At 40.1% G+C, this 15943-nt stretch carries 10 protein-coding genes; 7 read left to right on the top strand and 3 right to left on the bottom strand.

What is annotated here, in order from left to right:
• Positions 1-5: 5 nt before the first annotated feature.
• Positions 6-1190, top strand: a complete 1185-nt coding sequence (locus ISU02_RS04380) for an amidohydrolase family protein (RefSeq protein ID WP_194700568.1) — start codon at positions 6-8, stop codon at positions 1188-1190.
• 97 nt (positions 1191-1287) lie between these two features.
• Here the strand turns inward: ISU02_RS04380 and ISU02_RS04375 are convergent, their stop codons facing one another.
• Positions 1288-1860 carry a helix-turn-helix domain-containing protein gene (locus ISU02_RS04375; RefSeq protein ID WP_194700567.1) on the bottom strand — a complete coding sequence of 191 codons (573 nt, stop codon included), beginning with the start codon at positions 1858-1860 and terminating at the stop codon, positions 1288-1290.
• A 184-nt stretch (positions 1861-2044) separates the two neighbouring features.
• Here ISU02_RS04375 and ISU02_RS04370 point away from each other — a divergent pair, with 184 nt between their 5' ends.
• From ISU02_RS04370 to ISU02_RS04350, 5 genes are all read left to right on the top strand, one after another.
• Positions 2045-3616, top strand: coding sequence for an ABC transporter substrate-binding protein (locus ISU02_RS04370; RefSeq protein WP_194700566.1), 1572 nt, complete (start codon positions 2045-2047; stop codon positions 3614-3616).
• A 110-nt stretch (positions 3617-3726) separates the two neighbouring features.
• Positions 3727-5235 carry a serine hydrolase gene (locus ISU02_RS04365; protein ID WP_194700565.1) on the top strand — a complete coding sequence of 503 codons (1509 nt, stop codon included), beginning with the start codon at positions 3727-3729 and terminating at the stop codon, positions 5233-5235.
• A 9-nt stretch (positions 5236-5244) separates the two neighbouring features.
• A complete protein-coding gene (locus tag ISU02_RS04360) occupies positions 5245-6699 on the top strand; it encodes a serine hydrolase (protein WP_194700564.1) in 1455 nt (484 codons plus the stop codon).
• Between the two features lie 11 nt (positions 6700-6710).
• Complete coding sequence (locus ISU02_RS04355) at positions 6711-7784, top strand: mandelate racemase/muconate lactonizing enzyme family protein (protein ID WP_194700563.1); 1074 nt, start codon at positions 6711-6713, stop codon at positions 7782-7784.
• 76 nt (positions 7785-7860) lie between these two features.
• Entirely contained in the window at positions 7861-8661 is an 801-nt protein-coding gene (locus ISU02_RS04350; protein ID WP_194700562.1) for a M55 family metallopeptidase, read from the top strand.
• A 183-nt stretch (positions 8662-8844) separates the two neighbouring features.
• Here the strand turns inward: ISU02_RS04350 and ISU02_RS04345 are convergent, their stop codons facing one another.
• Entirely contained in the window at positions 8845-9921 is a 1077-nt protein-coding gene (locus tag ISU02_RS04345) for an efflux RND transporter periplasmic adaptor subunit (protein WP_194700561.1), read from the bottom strand.
• Between the two features lie 9 nt (positions 9922-9930).
• A complete protein-coding gene (locus ISU02_RS04340; RefSeq protein ID WP_194700560.1) occupies positions 9931-13299 on the bottom strand; it encodes an efflux RND transporter permease subunit in 3369 nt (1122 codons plus the stop codon).
• A gap of 434 nt (positions 13300-13733) precedes the next feature.
• Between ISU02_RS04340 and rlmD the strand changes: the two genes are divergently transcribed.
• A complete protein-coding gene (gene rlmD / locus ISU02_RS23840) occupies positions 13734-15812 on the top strand; it encodes a 23S rRNA (uracil(1939)-C(5))-methyltransferase RlmD (protein ID WP_228727719.1) in 2079 nt (692 codons plus the stop codon).
• Positions 15813-15943 lie beyond the last annotated feature (131 nt).

Below are 15943 nucleotides of genomic sequence, written 5' to 3'. Positions count from 1 at the left end.
GGAAAATGATTATTAGTGCAGATCGATTAATTGTAGGCGATCGGAAAACGGTTATAGAGGATGGTGCAGTGTACATCGTTGATGGCGTCATTGAAATGGTGGGTAAGCGTTGTGATGTGGAAAAGAAATATCCAGATGAGCCCATCGAACATTTTCCCGGATCATCAATCATGCCTGGTATGATTGACCTTCATGTGCATCTGGGATGGGCACAAGATCCTTCGTATATTGGAAAATATAATAGTGCTTCACTGTGCACGCTATATGCTGCCGGCAAGATGTCCGAAACACTTAAAGAAGGTGTTACAACGATTAGAGATGTGTCATCTTCCTACGGTCTTGGGACAGCACTTAAAAAAGCTTCAGCAGATGGACATATTAGAGCACCACGGATCTTTACAAGTCTTCAGGGCATTTGTATGACAGGGGGACACGGTGCAGATCCCAACAGTGAAAGCGTACTCGAAGTGGATGGTGTAGATGCCATAAGAAAGGCGATCAGAGTAAACTTAAAAAATGGTGCAGATTGTATAAAAGTATTGACCAGTGAAGGATACAGAGGGCAGGAATTGAGCCAAGAAGAGCTAAATGCCGCTGCAGAAGAATCACATCGGTTTGGTCTGAAGATCGCAGCCCATGCTGGATATGGAGATTCTATACAGATGTGCATCGATGCGGGTTTTGATTCTATTGAACACGGAACGCATCTCACTAAAGAACAGGCCATTCAAATGAAAGAACAGAACATCACATGGGTACCGACCGTTCTTGTGTTTAATTATCTATACAATCAGCTGATTGAAAAACCAGAGGCTGTCACAGATGAGATGTTAAAGGGTCAAGTGAAGTATTTAAAAGAGAGCGTAGAAATATATCAGAAAAATTTAAAGCAGTTATACGATACAGGTTTGAGAATTGCAACTGGAACGGATACAGATTGTATCCAATTTGAGGGGGCCTCACCGGTTTCACTTGAGTGCGCTTATTTGGTCAAATGCGGTCTTAAACCTTTAGAAGCAATTGAATGCGCAACAAAGAATGGCGCAGATTATCTAGGCATTAAAAATCTTGGACAGATAAAAGAGTCCTATATTGCAGACATTATCGTCGTTGATGGAAATCCTCTAGAGCATATTGAAGCGCTAACCCGTGTATCTGCTGTCTATCAAGATGGCAAACGTGTCAACTGACTCAAATGTGATCACGGACGCAAGCAGGATAACAGATGCAATTGAACGGATAGGCAAGAATAGATAAGGACTTAATCAAGAAATTAATATGAGTAAGCTACATTTTGGATTGAAATGCAAGGATGACAAGATCTTCATCGCCTACATTTAAATAGTTGTGAGGTACAAACCCCTTAATATAAAAACTGTCACCAGTGCTCAGTAGACAACTTTCATCGCCTATAAAGGCTTTCATCTTACCACGGATAATGTAGCAACATTCTTCGAAAGCATGGCGAATAAGTTGTTTATTGGACCATTCATTGGGTTTTAAAGTGCTGATCAAACCGTACATGGCATACTTCTGACTGCTATCAGCAGTTTGAGGTGTGATCAACTCATAGCCAGGAATATCGTCAATCGTAAACTTGCGGCGGTTATTACTACGAATGATGGCATAAGCACCATTTTCATTTGCTCTTTCTGCTGTAGATGTATTGTCATCTTCAAGAAGAGCAATGACTGTAGTGTCAAGAGCATTGGCGATTTTGCGCATGGCTTCAAGAGATGGTTCCTTTAAGCCCCTTTCAATTTGAGAGAGAAAACTTGGCGTATAGCCTGTTTTTTCACCTAATTCAACTAAAGTAAGTTTATTTGCTTTTCTAAGCTTTCTTATCAAGTCGTATTTCATATATACTCCGCCTTTTCATAATATATATATATAATTGCGTATTATCCTATCTTTGTCAAGTATTGTGACATTAAATTTAACTATAAGTTAAAAAACAGCTGACAAATGGCGTGTTATGAGGTAATATAAATATAATTTAACTTGTAGTAAAAAAATATACAATAAAAGTAAATGGAGGCGAATCATGAAAAAAACAAAGTTTAAGCGTATTTTAACCCTTATGTTGGTTATTGCATTGGTATTTTCTCTTGCTGGTTGTGGGGGTGATCAGGGGGCAGATTCAGATCAAAAGGGTTCAAACACAAAGACAAACGAGCAAGGCGAGGCTAAGAGAACGGATCTAAATATGCGTACGTCAGATACATTTACATCTGTTGATCCTCATAATACGACTTTCACCACAGAGGTCATTATCTGTGCTCAAATCTATGAGACCTTGTATAAAATAGACAAAGATATGAATGAAGTACCTGTGCTCGCCACAAGTTATTCAGTATCTGAAGATGGGTTATCTGCTGTTTTTAACATTAGAGATGACGTGTTTTTCACTAATGGCGATAAACTTACGGCAACAGATGTCAAGTTCTCTCTTGACCGTTTGCTTGCAAGCCCTTATATAGGAGAAGCATTGCCTACTTTTAAAAGCATCGATGCAGATGACGAAAATAGTAGTATTACAATCCATTTTACGGACCCAACCCCAGGGCTTATTGATAAGGTTTCAAGTCTCTTCATTGTAAACAAGAAATTCGTTGAAGCAAATCAAGATGAAAATGGCTTGCTTGGTTTTAACACCTGTGGTACAGGACCGTTCATGTTAAAAGAGTACACATTGGATGAATCTGTAACCCTCGTGGCGAACCCAGATTATCGTTTAGGTGAAGCGGCACTTAAAACCATAAAAATATATCCAATTAACGATGAAAATACGATTTACACGGCATTAAAGTCAGGTGAAATTGATTTAGCCATATCGGTAAATACCCCGAACTGGGATGATCTAAAGTCTGACTCGGCAATAGATACAGCAGAAATCAGCAGTGCACATGTATCCTATATGGTAATGAATACACAATCAGAGCTTTTCAAAAACAAGCTCTTGCGTCAGGCGATTGCTTGTGCAATCAATAGAGATGATATTGTCAATATGGCTATGGATGGCAAAGGCATTCCAACTTATTCGTCAGCATCTTCACTAATGTACGACTATGTTGATGTCGTTTCTGAATTTGCATATGATCCTGAGAGAGCTAAGGCATTATTGGCTGAAGCAGGTTATCCAGATGGTGTGGATATTGGTGAAATCCAAGCGATTGCCGGCAGCTATTTTGCAGACATCGCAGTAATTGTACAACAACAATTGGCAGATGTGGGGATAACCAGTACAGTATCTTCTCTAGAAGGAAATGTCGTTGTTCAAAACGCTTTTACAGGTGGTTTTAACATGTTGACGATGGGGCAAAACAACAATCTCAGCATGGATCATTTAGACAATTATTATAATTCTAAGTTCATTGGCAATTTAAATATGGCACAGTACAATAACCCTGAAGTCGATGCTTTACTTGCAGAAGCTAAAGTTTGTATGGATGGTGAAGAGCGGATTGCAATTTATGAGAAGGTCCTTGATATTGTGGATGAAGATTGTGCTTATATTTACCTCTTCAACAAAGTCAACATGTATGCTTGGAATAGTGATTTAAGTTTTGAGCCAAGTGTGAGAGATGATAGCTTATACAATTTAAAATGGAAATAATCCAAGATGATTTATAGCTTTTACACTGTGAATGTGATGTGAAATAGAATTCAACCCGAATTATTCAGGAAAAATGCTGAATAATTCGGGTTAAGTAAGGAGTAAAAAGAATGTTACAGATGAATGAAATACCAGCATCTAGTGAAATGGAAAGCAATGAAATCGCATCAGAAGTAGATATGAAATCGCTTAAGGCTTTACTGGATAAAGCACAGGAAAGATTCCAAATCCCTGCCTATAGCGTTACTCTTTATAAAGAGGGTACATACACCCATTTATCATATGGTTATCGTGACCTAGACGGACAAATAGAAACGGATCACAATACGCTTTATGCGATTGGATCATGTACAAAGTCGCTGACTGTGGGTGCGTTGTGTACTCTAATAGACAAGGGCATGCTCAGTCTAGAGGACCGAGTGAGAGACTATATACCGGAATTTGAAATGGCAGACTATTATGTAACAGATCATCTCACGGTTAGGGATATACTGTGTCATCGTTCTGGACTTGGAGGACATGATTTCTCATGGTATTCTCGATTGGACACTTTAACTGAAAAAGAAGTCATTGAGATGTTCAGATATTTACCTTTGACGCAGCCTTTTCGATATAAATGGCAATACAGCAATCATATGTATGCGCTTGCAGGCTATCTCATAGAGAGGGTATCTGGGGAGACATGGCGAGATGTGCTCAGAAAGAATATTCTAATGCCTTTGGGGATAGATCGTGTGGCGCTTTCAACCTCTGATGCCATATCGGATGACAACTGTGCAATACCATATATATTGAATGAAGAAAGCGATAGAATAGATGCTGTTGCGCATGCGGATATTGGCGTGATGGGATCGGCAGGATGTATTTATATGTCTTCTGCAGATTTGGCAAAATGGGATGCACTGTTATTGAACGGTGGTGTTTATGAAGGCAAGCAAATTATATCTAAAGCACTTTGTGATCAAATGATGTCTCCACAGATGTATCGTGATAATGCGATTATCGAACCTCTTAAGGACTTTACTCAAAATAGAGCTTATGGACTCGGTTTAGAAATGGAAATTTTTAGAGGGCGACGAATGGTTTATCACAGTGGTCACATCGATGGGTTTTCGGCGCATCAAACGATTGTGCCAGAGGAAGACATTGCTTGTAGTGTCCTCACTAACCTTGGCGATCATAGTGGAGCTACGATTATGAGCTATATGATTGTAGAATACTGTCTTGGTGGCGGCGAAGATTGGCTTGAAAAAATATCGACTTTCTTAGATGGCGTCACAAAGCAACAACTCGAAATGATTGAACAGGCCAAGCATTCGAAGCCGGACAACGCACCTTGTCCAGTTGAACTCAAACGTGCAGAGGGGACTTATCGTCATCCAGGTTATGGCACTATGGAGATTCAAGCGGATCTAGACAAATTGGTAATCCAATTTGGAACACACACTTTTAGTGCCGTTCATTATGCCCATCAACATTTCTTTTTAGAACCTACGAATTTGACCCCAAATACGTATATTGAGACCAATCTAGATATAGATATTCAAGGCAATGTCATTGCATTTGAAATTACTTTTGAAGGTATAAAAGAGAGCAAAATTAGATTTGAGAGACAGTAGGAGACCCAGATGGATTTGCAAAAATTAGAACAACATCTAGTGAAATTAAAAGAGAAAATGGAAATCCCTTCTTTCAGTATGACACTGTACGCAAATAACGAATATATGCACTTCTCCAGTGGCATGAGTGATGTATGTACTGGTACAATGGCGGATCAAGAGACACTATACGGAATTGCTTCGTGTACTAAATCCTTAGTGGCAGGAACTCTGTGTACCTTGGTAGATCAGGGGATGCTTAAACTTGATGACAAAGTGATAGATCTGATGCCTACATTTAGAATGTATGATGATTATGTGACAGAAAATTTAACGGTTAGAGATATACTTTGTCATAGAAGTGGCATACAGCGACATGATTTGTCTTGCTATCCGCGCATTGCGACGATGACTGAAGATGAAATCATAGGCATATTGCCTGATCTAAAACCCAATCAACCCTTGCGGTATAAATGGCAGTACAGCAATCATATGTATGTGCTGGCAGGTTGCCTGATTACAAGAGTTGCTGGGACACATTGGCAAGAGATTATGAAAAAGAATATCTTTGAGCCTTTGGACATTACTCGAGTGGCTTTTTCGACAGAAGAAGCGATTGCACTTGGCAATTGCGCTCGGCCCTATAAGCCAGATCCTATAACGGGAAAAATGGAAATGGTGCCTTACTTGAATATGCTTGGCGCTGTGGCCTCAGCAGGTCTTTATATGTCCACTTCCGAGTTAGCCAAATGGAACGTAATGCTTCTCAATAAAGGGCGTTATAATGGCATACAGATATTATCAGAAGAGATGTGTCAGGAGATGATGACAACTCAAATGGTCATTCGTCAACCTGTACCCAAGCCATTGGAAGGCATCTTGGCAGCAAAAGGGTATGGTCTTGGCCTGAATACAGAGATGTTTCGTGGTCATAGAGCAGTAGGGCATAGTGGTGATATAGACGGTTTTATGTCTTATCAGTTCATTTTACCAGATGATGGTGCTGCATGTGCCATATTGACCAATGCCGGTCAGTCCATGGCAGCGGTTATTATGCGCTTTATCGCTTATGAACATCTATTGGGGGGCAAAGAAGATTGGGGCACTATCCTTGAGGCCTATTTTGATCAAGAAATGCAAAAAAGAATGGCTTTTATAGAAACTAAATTAGCTGAAAAACCAGAAAATTCGGCATGTCCTATTGATCTTAAGAAAGCATGTGGACGCTATATCAATCCGGGATATGGTGTTGTGGATGTAGATACAAAAGAGGGTAATTTGATACTTGAGATGTATGATTGTATTTTTAAAGCAGAGCATTATGCACATCTACTATTTACTTTTGATCTGCCCCAGCTTTTGAAGGGCATTATTTTTGAAATGGAACTGCATACGAATCCACAGGGCGAGGTAACTGGATTCAGTGCAAGTTTTGATTATGAAACAGAGGAAAAGATTTATTTCGAGCGTAAAGACGCGTTTTAGAAGGGAGAAACATGAAGATTACAGATATTATTTGGGAAAAGCAACTGCTTGAACTCTATGAGCCCTTTAAAATTGCTTTTACAGAATGTTATTTTATGGAAAATATTATTATCAAAGTGACAACAGATGAATCGATAGTGGGATATGGTGAGGCCGCGCCTTTCTTACCCGTTACTGGAGAAACTGCTGAAAGTGTCATATCTGTATTGGAGATACTTAAACCAGGACTCATTGGCGTGGATCCCTTTGATATAGATTATATTCACAGTTTTATGGATAAAGCTGTCTATGGGAATGGATCGGCAAAGTGTGCAGTGGACACGGCGATGTACGATATCATGGGTAAGGCAACTGGGAAACCTATTCACAAGCTTTTAGGCGGTTTTAGGACGGTTATACAGAACGATATCACCATTGGTATTGATAAGCCAGAGATCATGGCAGACATGGCTGAACGCCATGTAAAAGAAAATGGTTTCGGTATTTTGAAGATAAAAGCAGGTCTTGATCCTGATCAAGATGTGCATGCGCTTTCATTAATTCGAAGTAAAGTAGGTAGAGATATCAGACTTAGAGTAGATGCGAATCAAGGCTACGACGTTGCCAAAGCATTGAAGGCCATTGAGGGGTTTAAAAAAAGTGGTGTGGAAGCTGTGGAACAGTGTCTTCCGTATTGGGATTGCGAGGGTGCTGCACTTTTGAGAAATAAAGTAACTGGTATTAAGCTTATGTTAGATGAGTCCATTCACGGCGTCAAAGATGCCCAGAGATTTGTCAGAGCAGGTGGTGCGGACATTTTAAATATTAAATTGATGAAATGTGGTGGCATGTTCCAAGGATTAAAGATCAGTGACATTGCAGAATCAAGTGGTGTTCAGTGTATGGTCGGCTGTATGATGGAGACGAGGATCGGTATTACAGCAGGACTTAGCCTGATTGCGGCACGCAAGAATATTACTGAAGCGGACTGTGATAGTTTTATGTTTTATGAGGACAAGACAGGGATCACGGGTGGCTTTATACGAGACAAAGATCAATTTACACTTCTTGATAAACCTGGTCTTGGTATTGATATATCGTTCTAATATAAGCCATTTTGAGTCAAATTAAATGGAAAAGTTTTTAGACACCAATCCATTTTTGAGAAGAAGGAGGCATGCAATGAAAGTATTTTTGAGTACAGATATTGAAGGCGTTTGCGGCACAACAAGAGCAGAAGAAGTTCTTTCAGGTCAACTTTCTTATACAGCGAGTACTAAACAAATGACTCAAGAGGTGAATGCAGCTTGTATTGGGGCAAAAAATGCTGGGGCAACTCATATTGTTGTGAAGGATTCACATGAGTTGGGGACGAATATCGATCCCAATGGTTTGATTGAAGATGCTGTGTTGATTAGAGGATGGTCAGGAACACCGGAATTTATGATGTATGGCTTAGATGATTCCTTTGATGCGGCGATATACATTGGTTATCATTCAGCGGCTATGGTGCAAGGCAATCCCTTATCACATACGGCAAATGGCAGAAAAATAGTAGAGACAAAGTTAAATGGAGAGATTTTTAGTGAATTCACATTGTGCATGTATACAGCGGCTTACTATGGTGTGCCATCTGTTTTTATCAGTGGCGATAAAGTTTTGTGTGAGGCAGCTAAGAGTCAAGTCCCTAACATCAGCACTGTGGCAGTAAAAGATGGCTGGGGTGGTGCGACGATTAACATGTCCCCTCGAAAAGCAGTGCATCTAATACAAAGTGAGGTTGAAAAGGTACTGAAATCAGATTACAAAGGCTCTATTCCCGATATGCCATCGGAATTTCAGCTGGATATAACCTTTAAAATGGCGGTTGATGCAGTGAAAATGTCACATTTTCCAGGCGCAAAATTAAAAAGTGATTTCACTGTGAACTTTACAACGAATGATTTTTATGAACTCATGCGCTTTTTCTTATTTGCGGCTTAATATCATTAAATAGACTTTAACAATGAATAGATACTGAAATCCAAAAGGATTTTGTGCTTGAAAAAAGGTGAGCTCCCAACTAAGTTAGATTTAAAATCTAGCTTGGTGGGAGCTCATTAAAGTATAAAATCCTTTTTTAAGGTGTTGACTTATATTGATTTCAACTGTAACGATTTCACAATGCTATTGCGAGATCGTGATGGTATTGCCATCTTCTAAGTAGGCTTGACCTGAGGTTACGATTTGATCACCTGGTTTTAAACCGCTGAGTACTTCGAATTGGTCTTCAAACGGTGAGCCGAGTTTAATGGTTTGTTTGGTTGCTGTTGTGCCATTTACAAGGTAGACGTAATCGATACCCTCTTCATGAAGGACTGCAACTTTAGGCAGAGCAATCACTTTTCGCGGTGCATCTGTGACGATTTTAAGTTCTGCGAACATACCCGGTTTTATGCTGAGATCGTCATTCTCAATTTCCACCCTTACAGGGTAAGTTTGATCGGAATCGGAGAGGGGGCTGATCCCTTTGATGATCCCTGTTTTTTCTATGCCCAGAGTGGGTAGATTGACGGATACGGATTGTCCGGATTTAAGCCGATTGATATCTTTTTCCGTGACACCGAATGCCACAGTGAGCGTTGTGATATCTACAATGTCGTACAGTGGTGTGCCAGGGCCAACCGACACGCCAAGCTGTTGATATTTTTTTGAGATCATGCCATCCATAGGCGCTTTTACAGTCATGTGATTCATATTATAATTGAGCTCATCCGTATTGACTTTTCCATTGGCATAATCCAATTGAGCTTTTGTCAGAAGGTCATTTACATCTTCAAATTGAGACTGAGTTGCGTTGCCAGATTTATAGAGTTCATCCGTTCTGTTAAAAGTACGTTGAGCCGAGTCCAAAGAGAGCTTATAAAGTTTGTTCCCAATTTCAGCTTGGCGCTTCTTAATTTGAAGAAGCGTATCATCAAGTTTTACAAGTGTATCTCCAGTTTTAACACGATCTCCGACTTCAGCTTCCATAAAGTTAATTTGACCGCTGACAATGGATACGACTGACTGAATTTTGTCTGCTTTGACCTGTCCGGGTACTGTCAGATCCGATACAATTTCTGCTTCTCCTATAATATCTGTTTCAACTGTAATGGTCTCAACCGTTTTTTCGACTGGTTCCTGAGAGACAGTATCAGACTGCTGTGATGAACATCCAGTCAGTGCAATCATTAATGTGGCAATGAGTAAAAAACGTTTCATATTGACCTCCTAAACTGTTGCAGCATTTTGAGCTGCATCGTTTCTTGCTTTTTTCTTTTCTCTTTTGTTCATTCTATTGAGTTTAAATGATTCTAACATCGTATAGAGTGTTGGAATTGCCACCAATGTCAATATAGTGGACATCATTAATCCGAAGATCAGCGCAAATCCCATTTGCTCAAAAAATTCTTGTTTAAGTGTGAGGGGCAAAATACCTCCAGCTGTTGTTATAGTTGTTGCAAGTACTGGCATAAACCGAGTTTTACCGGTTTCTCTAACCGCATCGAGGAGTTCGTAGCCATTTCTGCGGAGATAGTTGATATAATCCACCAGTACAATGGCATCATTGACTGCAATACCAACCAAGGCGACTACACCGATGAACGCGAGAAATCCAAAATTATTTCCAGTGAGATATAGACCCGGCATAACGCCGATTAACCCAAGCGGAACAGCAAATAATATGATAAAAGGCTGTGTCAGCGAGTTGAATTGAACGGCCAATATCAGATAAACCAGAATAGCTGCAATAAGCATGTTGGTAAACATATCTAAAAATGAATCCTTCATATCGCCAATTTCTCCACCGTAAGTGATTGTCACGCCACTTGGCAATTTGTAATCAGCAATCTTGGCTTTGAACTGATCAATTATTTCCACTGTGTTGGCATCTGTTTCTGTTTCAGCTGTAATATTCACGCGACGTTTTCCTTCCTCGTGGCGAATCATGGCTGAAACTTCACTCTCTTGGAAACGAGCGATTTGGCTAAACTTTATAGCTTGTCCAACGTTGTTGTAAAAGTAAAGTGATTCAAGATCCCTTTTAGTGTGGATATCATCCATACCAGAATAGATCATGACATCTATATCATCTTGATTGCTTCTATAAGTTGTGGCTTTAATGCCGGAGACCGTATTTCGGATTGTCGATGAAATGGTCAATTCATCAAGGCCAAATTTTGCCGCTTTTTCCTTGTCAATAAATATTTCAAGTTCAGGACCGCCACTGGAAAGGGATGTTCCAGTATCACGTGTTCCCGGTATGGTATCAAGAACGCTTTGGAAATCATTTGCGACGCCTTCCATTTCATTGAGATCTTCCCCAATGAGGCCAATTGAAATTGGACCGCCACTTGGAGGGCCACTTTCAAGTTCGATAATAGTGATCTCTGCACCTGAAATGGATTTGAGTTTTTCTCTGAGCTCCGCAGCAAGTGCCATAGAAGTCCGTGAACGTTCTTCTTCTTTACAAAGATCAATGGTGACTCTGGCGATATTTGGTGTGCCGCCGCCGGATGCAGCGTCAAAAGAATTAAAGCTATCAGCACCTGTAATACCTACATTAGAAACAAATGTCTTAATTTCAGAGTAGCCAAACAATACTTTTTCCACTTTATAGACCACTGCATTGGTTTGTTCAAGTGTCGAACCTTTTGGCGTATTAATATCTACATAGAGGCGTTCATAATCGGTTTGACTGAACATTTCCACTTTCAAGAGCCCAAGTGGAATTAGAGATAGACTTGTGACGAATGCAAGTATAAGCACGATGATAACAGTCCATCTCTTAGACCTTTTACTGACGATTTTATAGAGCCTTTCGCCATAACCTTCTATAATCGGATGATGCCCTTTATTCTTTTTGCCAAGATAAACTTTTGCAAACATGAGTCCTCCAAAGAGGATTGCAAATAGGAAAGACAATAAACCATAACTGTTGTCATCTTTAAAAGCTTGCATTGAAAGAACAACAATAAGGAGCACGGAAAGCACCTTGGAAATCTGAGATCTCGTTTTAGGCGTAGCCAAAGTCACCTCATGCTGCTTAGACAGTAGCCTAGAACAAAGGGCTGGCGTTACGGTAACCGCTAATAGAAAAGATGAGCCAAGTGCTAACATAACTGTAATCGGTATGGAGCGAATGAATTCTCCCATAATACCTGGCGTCAGTGCAATCGGGAAAAATGCCGCAAGTGTTGTCAGCGTGGATGCCATAATGGCAGGTGCAATTTGATTTGTACCCGCTTCGGCAGCCAGTTTAGCATCAATGCCCATGCTTCTAAGCCGGTCTATATTTTCCATGATGACAATACCGTTATCCACGAGCATGCCCACGGCGAGAACCATTGAAAATAGCGTAATGGTGTTCAAGGTCATATCAATGAGATTGAGAAAATAGAGCGTCATCATAATAGCTAATGGTATAACGATGGAAACAATGCCCGCTTCTCTAAGACCGATGAACAAGAATAATACGATGATAACGAGGAACAATCCCGAAAGCGCATTGTTTGTAACTGCGCCAAGAGAGTCTCTGACAAAGTCAGCCGTGTCACCGCTGACTTCAACTTGAAGATCTTCAGGATACAAAGTGCCCTTTTCGCTGTCGATAATTTCTCGGACAATACTGCTGGTTTTAATGATATCTGCAGATTCCTTCTTTTTAACAGAGAGTGCCACTGCGGTCTTCATGCTAGGTTGATTGGAATCAAGGCCTATGGACATTCTTGAATAGGACTCTACTTCTTTGTAACCGTCTTCCACAACGGCAACATCTTTGATGCGAATAGGCCCTGCACCGTGGTAAGCGATGATGACATCATTTAGTGCATCTACAGATTGCAATTCGCCCACAGTTCTGATGTTATACGTTTTTTCATCCAGTTTGGCGGTTCCCCCTGGATAGTTTAAATTGGCAAGTGCAATACTGTTCTTAATTTGGTTTAGAGAAATGCCATAGAGAGCCAGTTTTTGGGGACTGACATGTACTTTAATTTCTCTTTCAAGACCGCCAATGATGAGAACTTCGGAAACATCGCTGTTGGATTCAAGCCTGAGTTTAATATCTTCTGCAATGCTTTTGAGGGTGACGAGATCATAATCTCCTGAGAGATTGATGATCATAATCGGTGAGTTGTTGGATTCGAGTGATGAGACGACAGGTGTTTCTGCATCGGCTGGAAATTCCAAAGAGGCAGAATTTGCCTTTTCTCGAACTTCATTCATCTTCTTTTCCATGTCCACACCTTGTTCAAATTCAAGCCATACGCTGGATGCGCCTGAGGAGGAAAATGAGGACAGCATTTTAACATCTTCAATTTCTTCGAGCTTTGTCTCTAAAACATCTGTTATAAGTGTTTCAACTTCTTCTGGTGCAGCGCCAGGATACATGACAAAGACTTGTCCATAGGGCAAGACAATTTCAGGATTCAACTCTCTAGGGAGCCCAAAGTAAGCGCTCACGCCAACGATAACAATTGCAACTAAAATCAAGTAAACAATCTTGTATCGATCAATAAAAAAAGCAGCCCACCTTCCTAAAATATTCTTTGGCTGTTGAAGCTCGGGTATGCTTTGTAATTCTTCGTTTTGATTCATGTAGTGCCTCCCAAACATTAAATATTAAGTCTTTATGAATAATATGAATAATATTACCCCAAATTGATTAAAAAAAGATTAGAATGGTGTTAGAAAAATTCACTTTAGTCGATTTTTAACCTTTAGACATCCAATATCATAATTAGTCCCTTTAATATCTACAAATTAATATCCATAAAAAAGTGATTATGATGTACGTGATCTAGTGCAAATACTTTAAATGCATCCTAGAGGCGGCGTACTGGGCGCCTATTAAAAACTATAATAAAGAGTATACACTAAAATCAAAAAAATACATCAAAATCGCACCATTATGGCCATAAAAGTTGTGGAGAATCAAAATGCGCGTCAAAAGATGTAGTAAAAGCATGAGGAATAGCGTATACTAAAGGGTAACGTTAAATAACTCTCTAGAGAAAATCATGGTGAATCATATGAGTAATGGAACACAACAAGGAAATGGCAAGCCTTCAAGCAGAGGCATGGGATTTAATACGCCAAAATCGAGTAAGCACAAAGCATCGAATGTTAAATCTGGAAAAGGGAAATCATCAAAAGAAACCTTGTCAAAAGATCAATCAACCGGTGAACGTTCAGAGCGTTCAAAATCAGGATTTATAAAATCAGAAAAGCCACATCGTAGAAAAAGAGTTTCGGCTGGCAGAACGGGTGTGAAAGCATCAAATCAACCTACAGAGCAATCTGCGGATAAATGGGTGAATACGTCTAATGGGAAACCATCGGGTAAATCGGCAAGCAAACCAGCAGGTAAATCGGCAAGCAAATCAGCAAGCAGATTAGAAGATAAACCAGCAGATAAATCTAAGGCTAAAGGCTTCGACAAGAGATCAGGGCAGTCAGAACCTGGCTCAAACTCTAAAAAACAGGGTGGCAAATCGTTTAAAGGTCAGAAATCGGATGTTCAAAAATCAGATCGAAAGAATTCTGATTTTAAAAAATCAGGATATTCAAAAGATGTATATACTAAGAAAGTCAACCCATATAAAGCCAAAGAGGTGAAGTCTGGCTCAGATGCGAGTTCAACATCAGAATCTCGTCGGTCTATAGAGGCACCTCAAAGAGAAAAATGGAATCGCAGTAAATCCAAGAAAGGGCCAAGAAAGTCCAAAGGTTATGGTGCAACACAAGTCTCTGACGCATCCTTTCAAGATGATGAAAACAGAAGATTTATAGTTAAGTGTTCTGATATGACACAAGATGGCAAAGGCATCGTTACAATAGAAGGGGAGAAGTATTTTCTCAGTAACGTAATTGAAGGCGAAGAAGTTTTAGTGGAAATGATCACAAGGGGTCGAAAACGTTTTGTAAACCTTTTAGAAGTCAAAGAAGCCAATGCTTTCAGAGTAGAATCTCCTTGTGAGATTTCAGCCAACTGCGGAGGCTGTCAGCTTCAACATTTATCTTATGCGGGTCAGCTTCACTTTAAGCAATCTAAAGTGAATGCACTTTTATCTGAATATGGCGAAGTGTCGCCAATTATTGGTATGGAAAATCCAACCCATTATCGCAATAAGGTGCATTCTACTTTCTCGTTGGGTTTTAAAAGTAAAATCATATCGGGAATCTTTGAAGAAGAGTCACATAATGTGGTTTCAGTGAAGGATTGTCTCATTCAAGATGAGCGTGCTAACGCAATCATTGAGACCATCAGGAAATTGATGCCATCGTTTAAAATGATGCCCTATGATGAAGATGCTGAAAAAGGCTTTTTACGTCATGTGCTCATTAGAACGGGTCATGTGAGTGGTGAAGTGATGGTGGTGCTTGTCGTGGTGAGTCCGATGTTTCCAGAGAAGAACCACTTTGTCAAAGCGCTTACTGAGGCACATCCAGAGATCAAGACCATCGTTCAAAATGTGAATCCTAAAAAGACCAGTATGGTCTTAGGTGATAAAGAAGTTGTTTTATTTGGCAAAGGTTTCATAGAGGATACGCTCTGTGACACGGTTTTTAGAATTTCATCCAAATCGTTTTATCAAGTGAATCCAATCCAAACGGAAATTTTATATAATAAAGCAATTGAAATGGCAGATTTAAGGGACAAAGAAGTGGTACTGGATGCTTACAGTGGTATCGGTACGATCTCTCTAATCGCAAGTCGCAAAGCCAATCACGTGGTGGGTATTGAACTCAACAATGATGCGGTGAGAGATGCCATTTCAAATGCAAAACGCAATAACATTAAAAACGCAAGATTTTACAATGGCGATGCTGGTGATTTTATGAGAGATGTGGCCAAAGAAGGTGAGCATCTGGATGTGGTCTTTATGGACCCACCGAGAAGCGGCAGTGATGAGCGCTTTTTAAACGCATTGGTGACGCTATCACCAAAGAAAGTGGTCTATATTTCTTGTAATCCGCTGTCTTTAGCACGGGACTTAAAAGTGCTTGTGGCAGGTGGTTACAAGGTGGAAGAGATTCAGCCTGTGGACATGTTCCCGGGGACGTGGCATGTAGAGACGGTGGTAAAACTACAACGCCGAAACCCTTGATTTTACTAGAGTTCAAGCACTTTTATGAGTTCTTTAGTTTCAGTAAAAATAGCGAAAATTACCATCAAAAAGACCTAAAAAGTAGTATCAGAATTAAAGTCGTTATATGACATGGTACGTGGGAACACGTC

It is taken from the genome of Fusibacter ferrireducens (genome assembly GCF_015352425.1).
Lineage (GTDB): Bacteria > Bacillota > Clostridia > Peptostreptococcales > Acidaminobacteraceae > Fusibacter_A > Fusibacter_A ferrireducens.
Note: the sequence above shows the minus strand (reverse complement) of the source record. Positions and strands in the feature narration are given on the sequence as shown.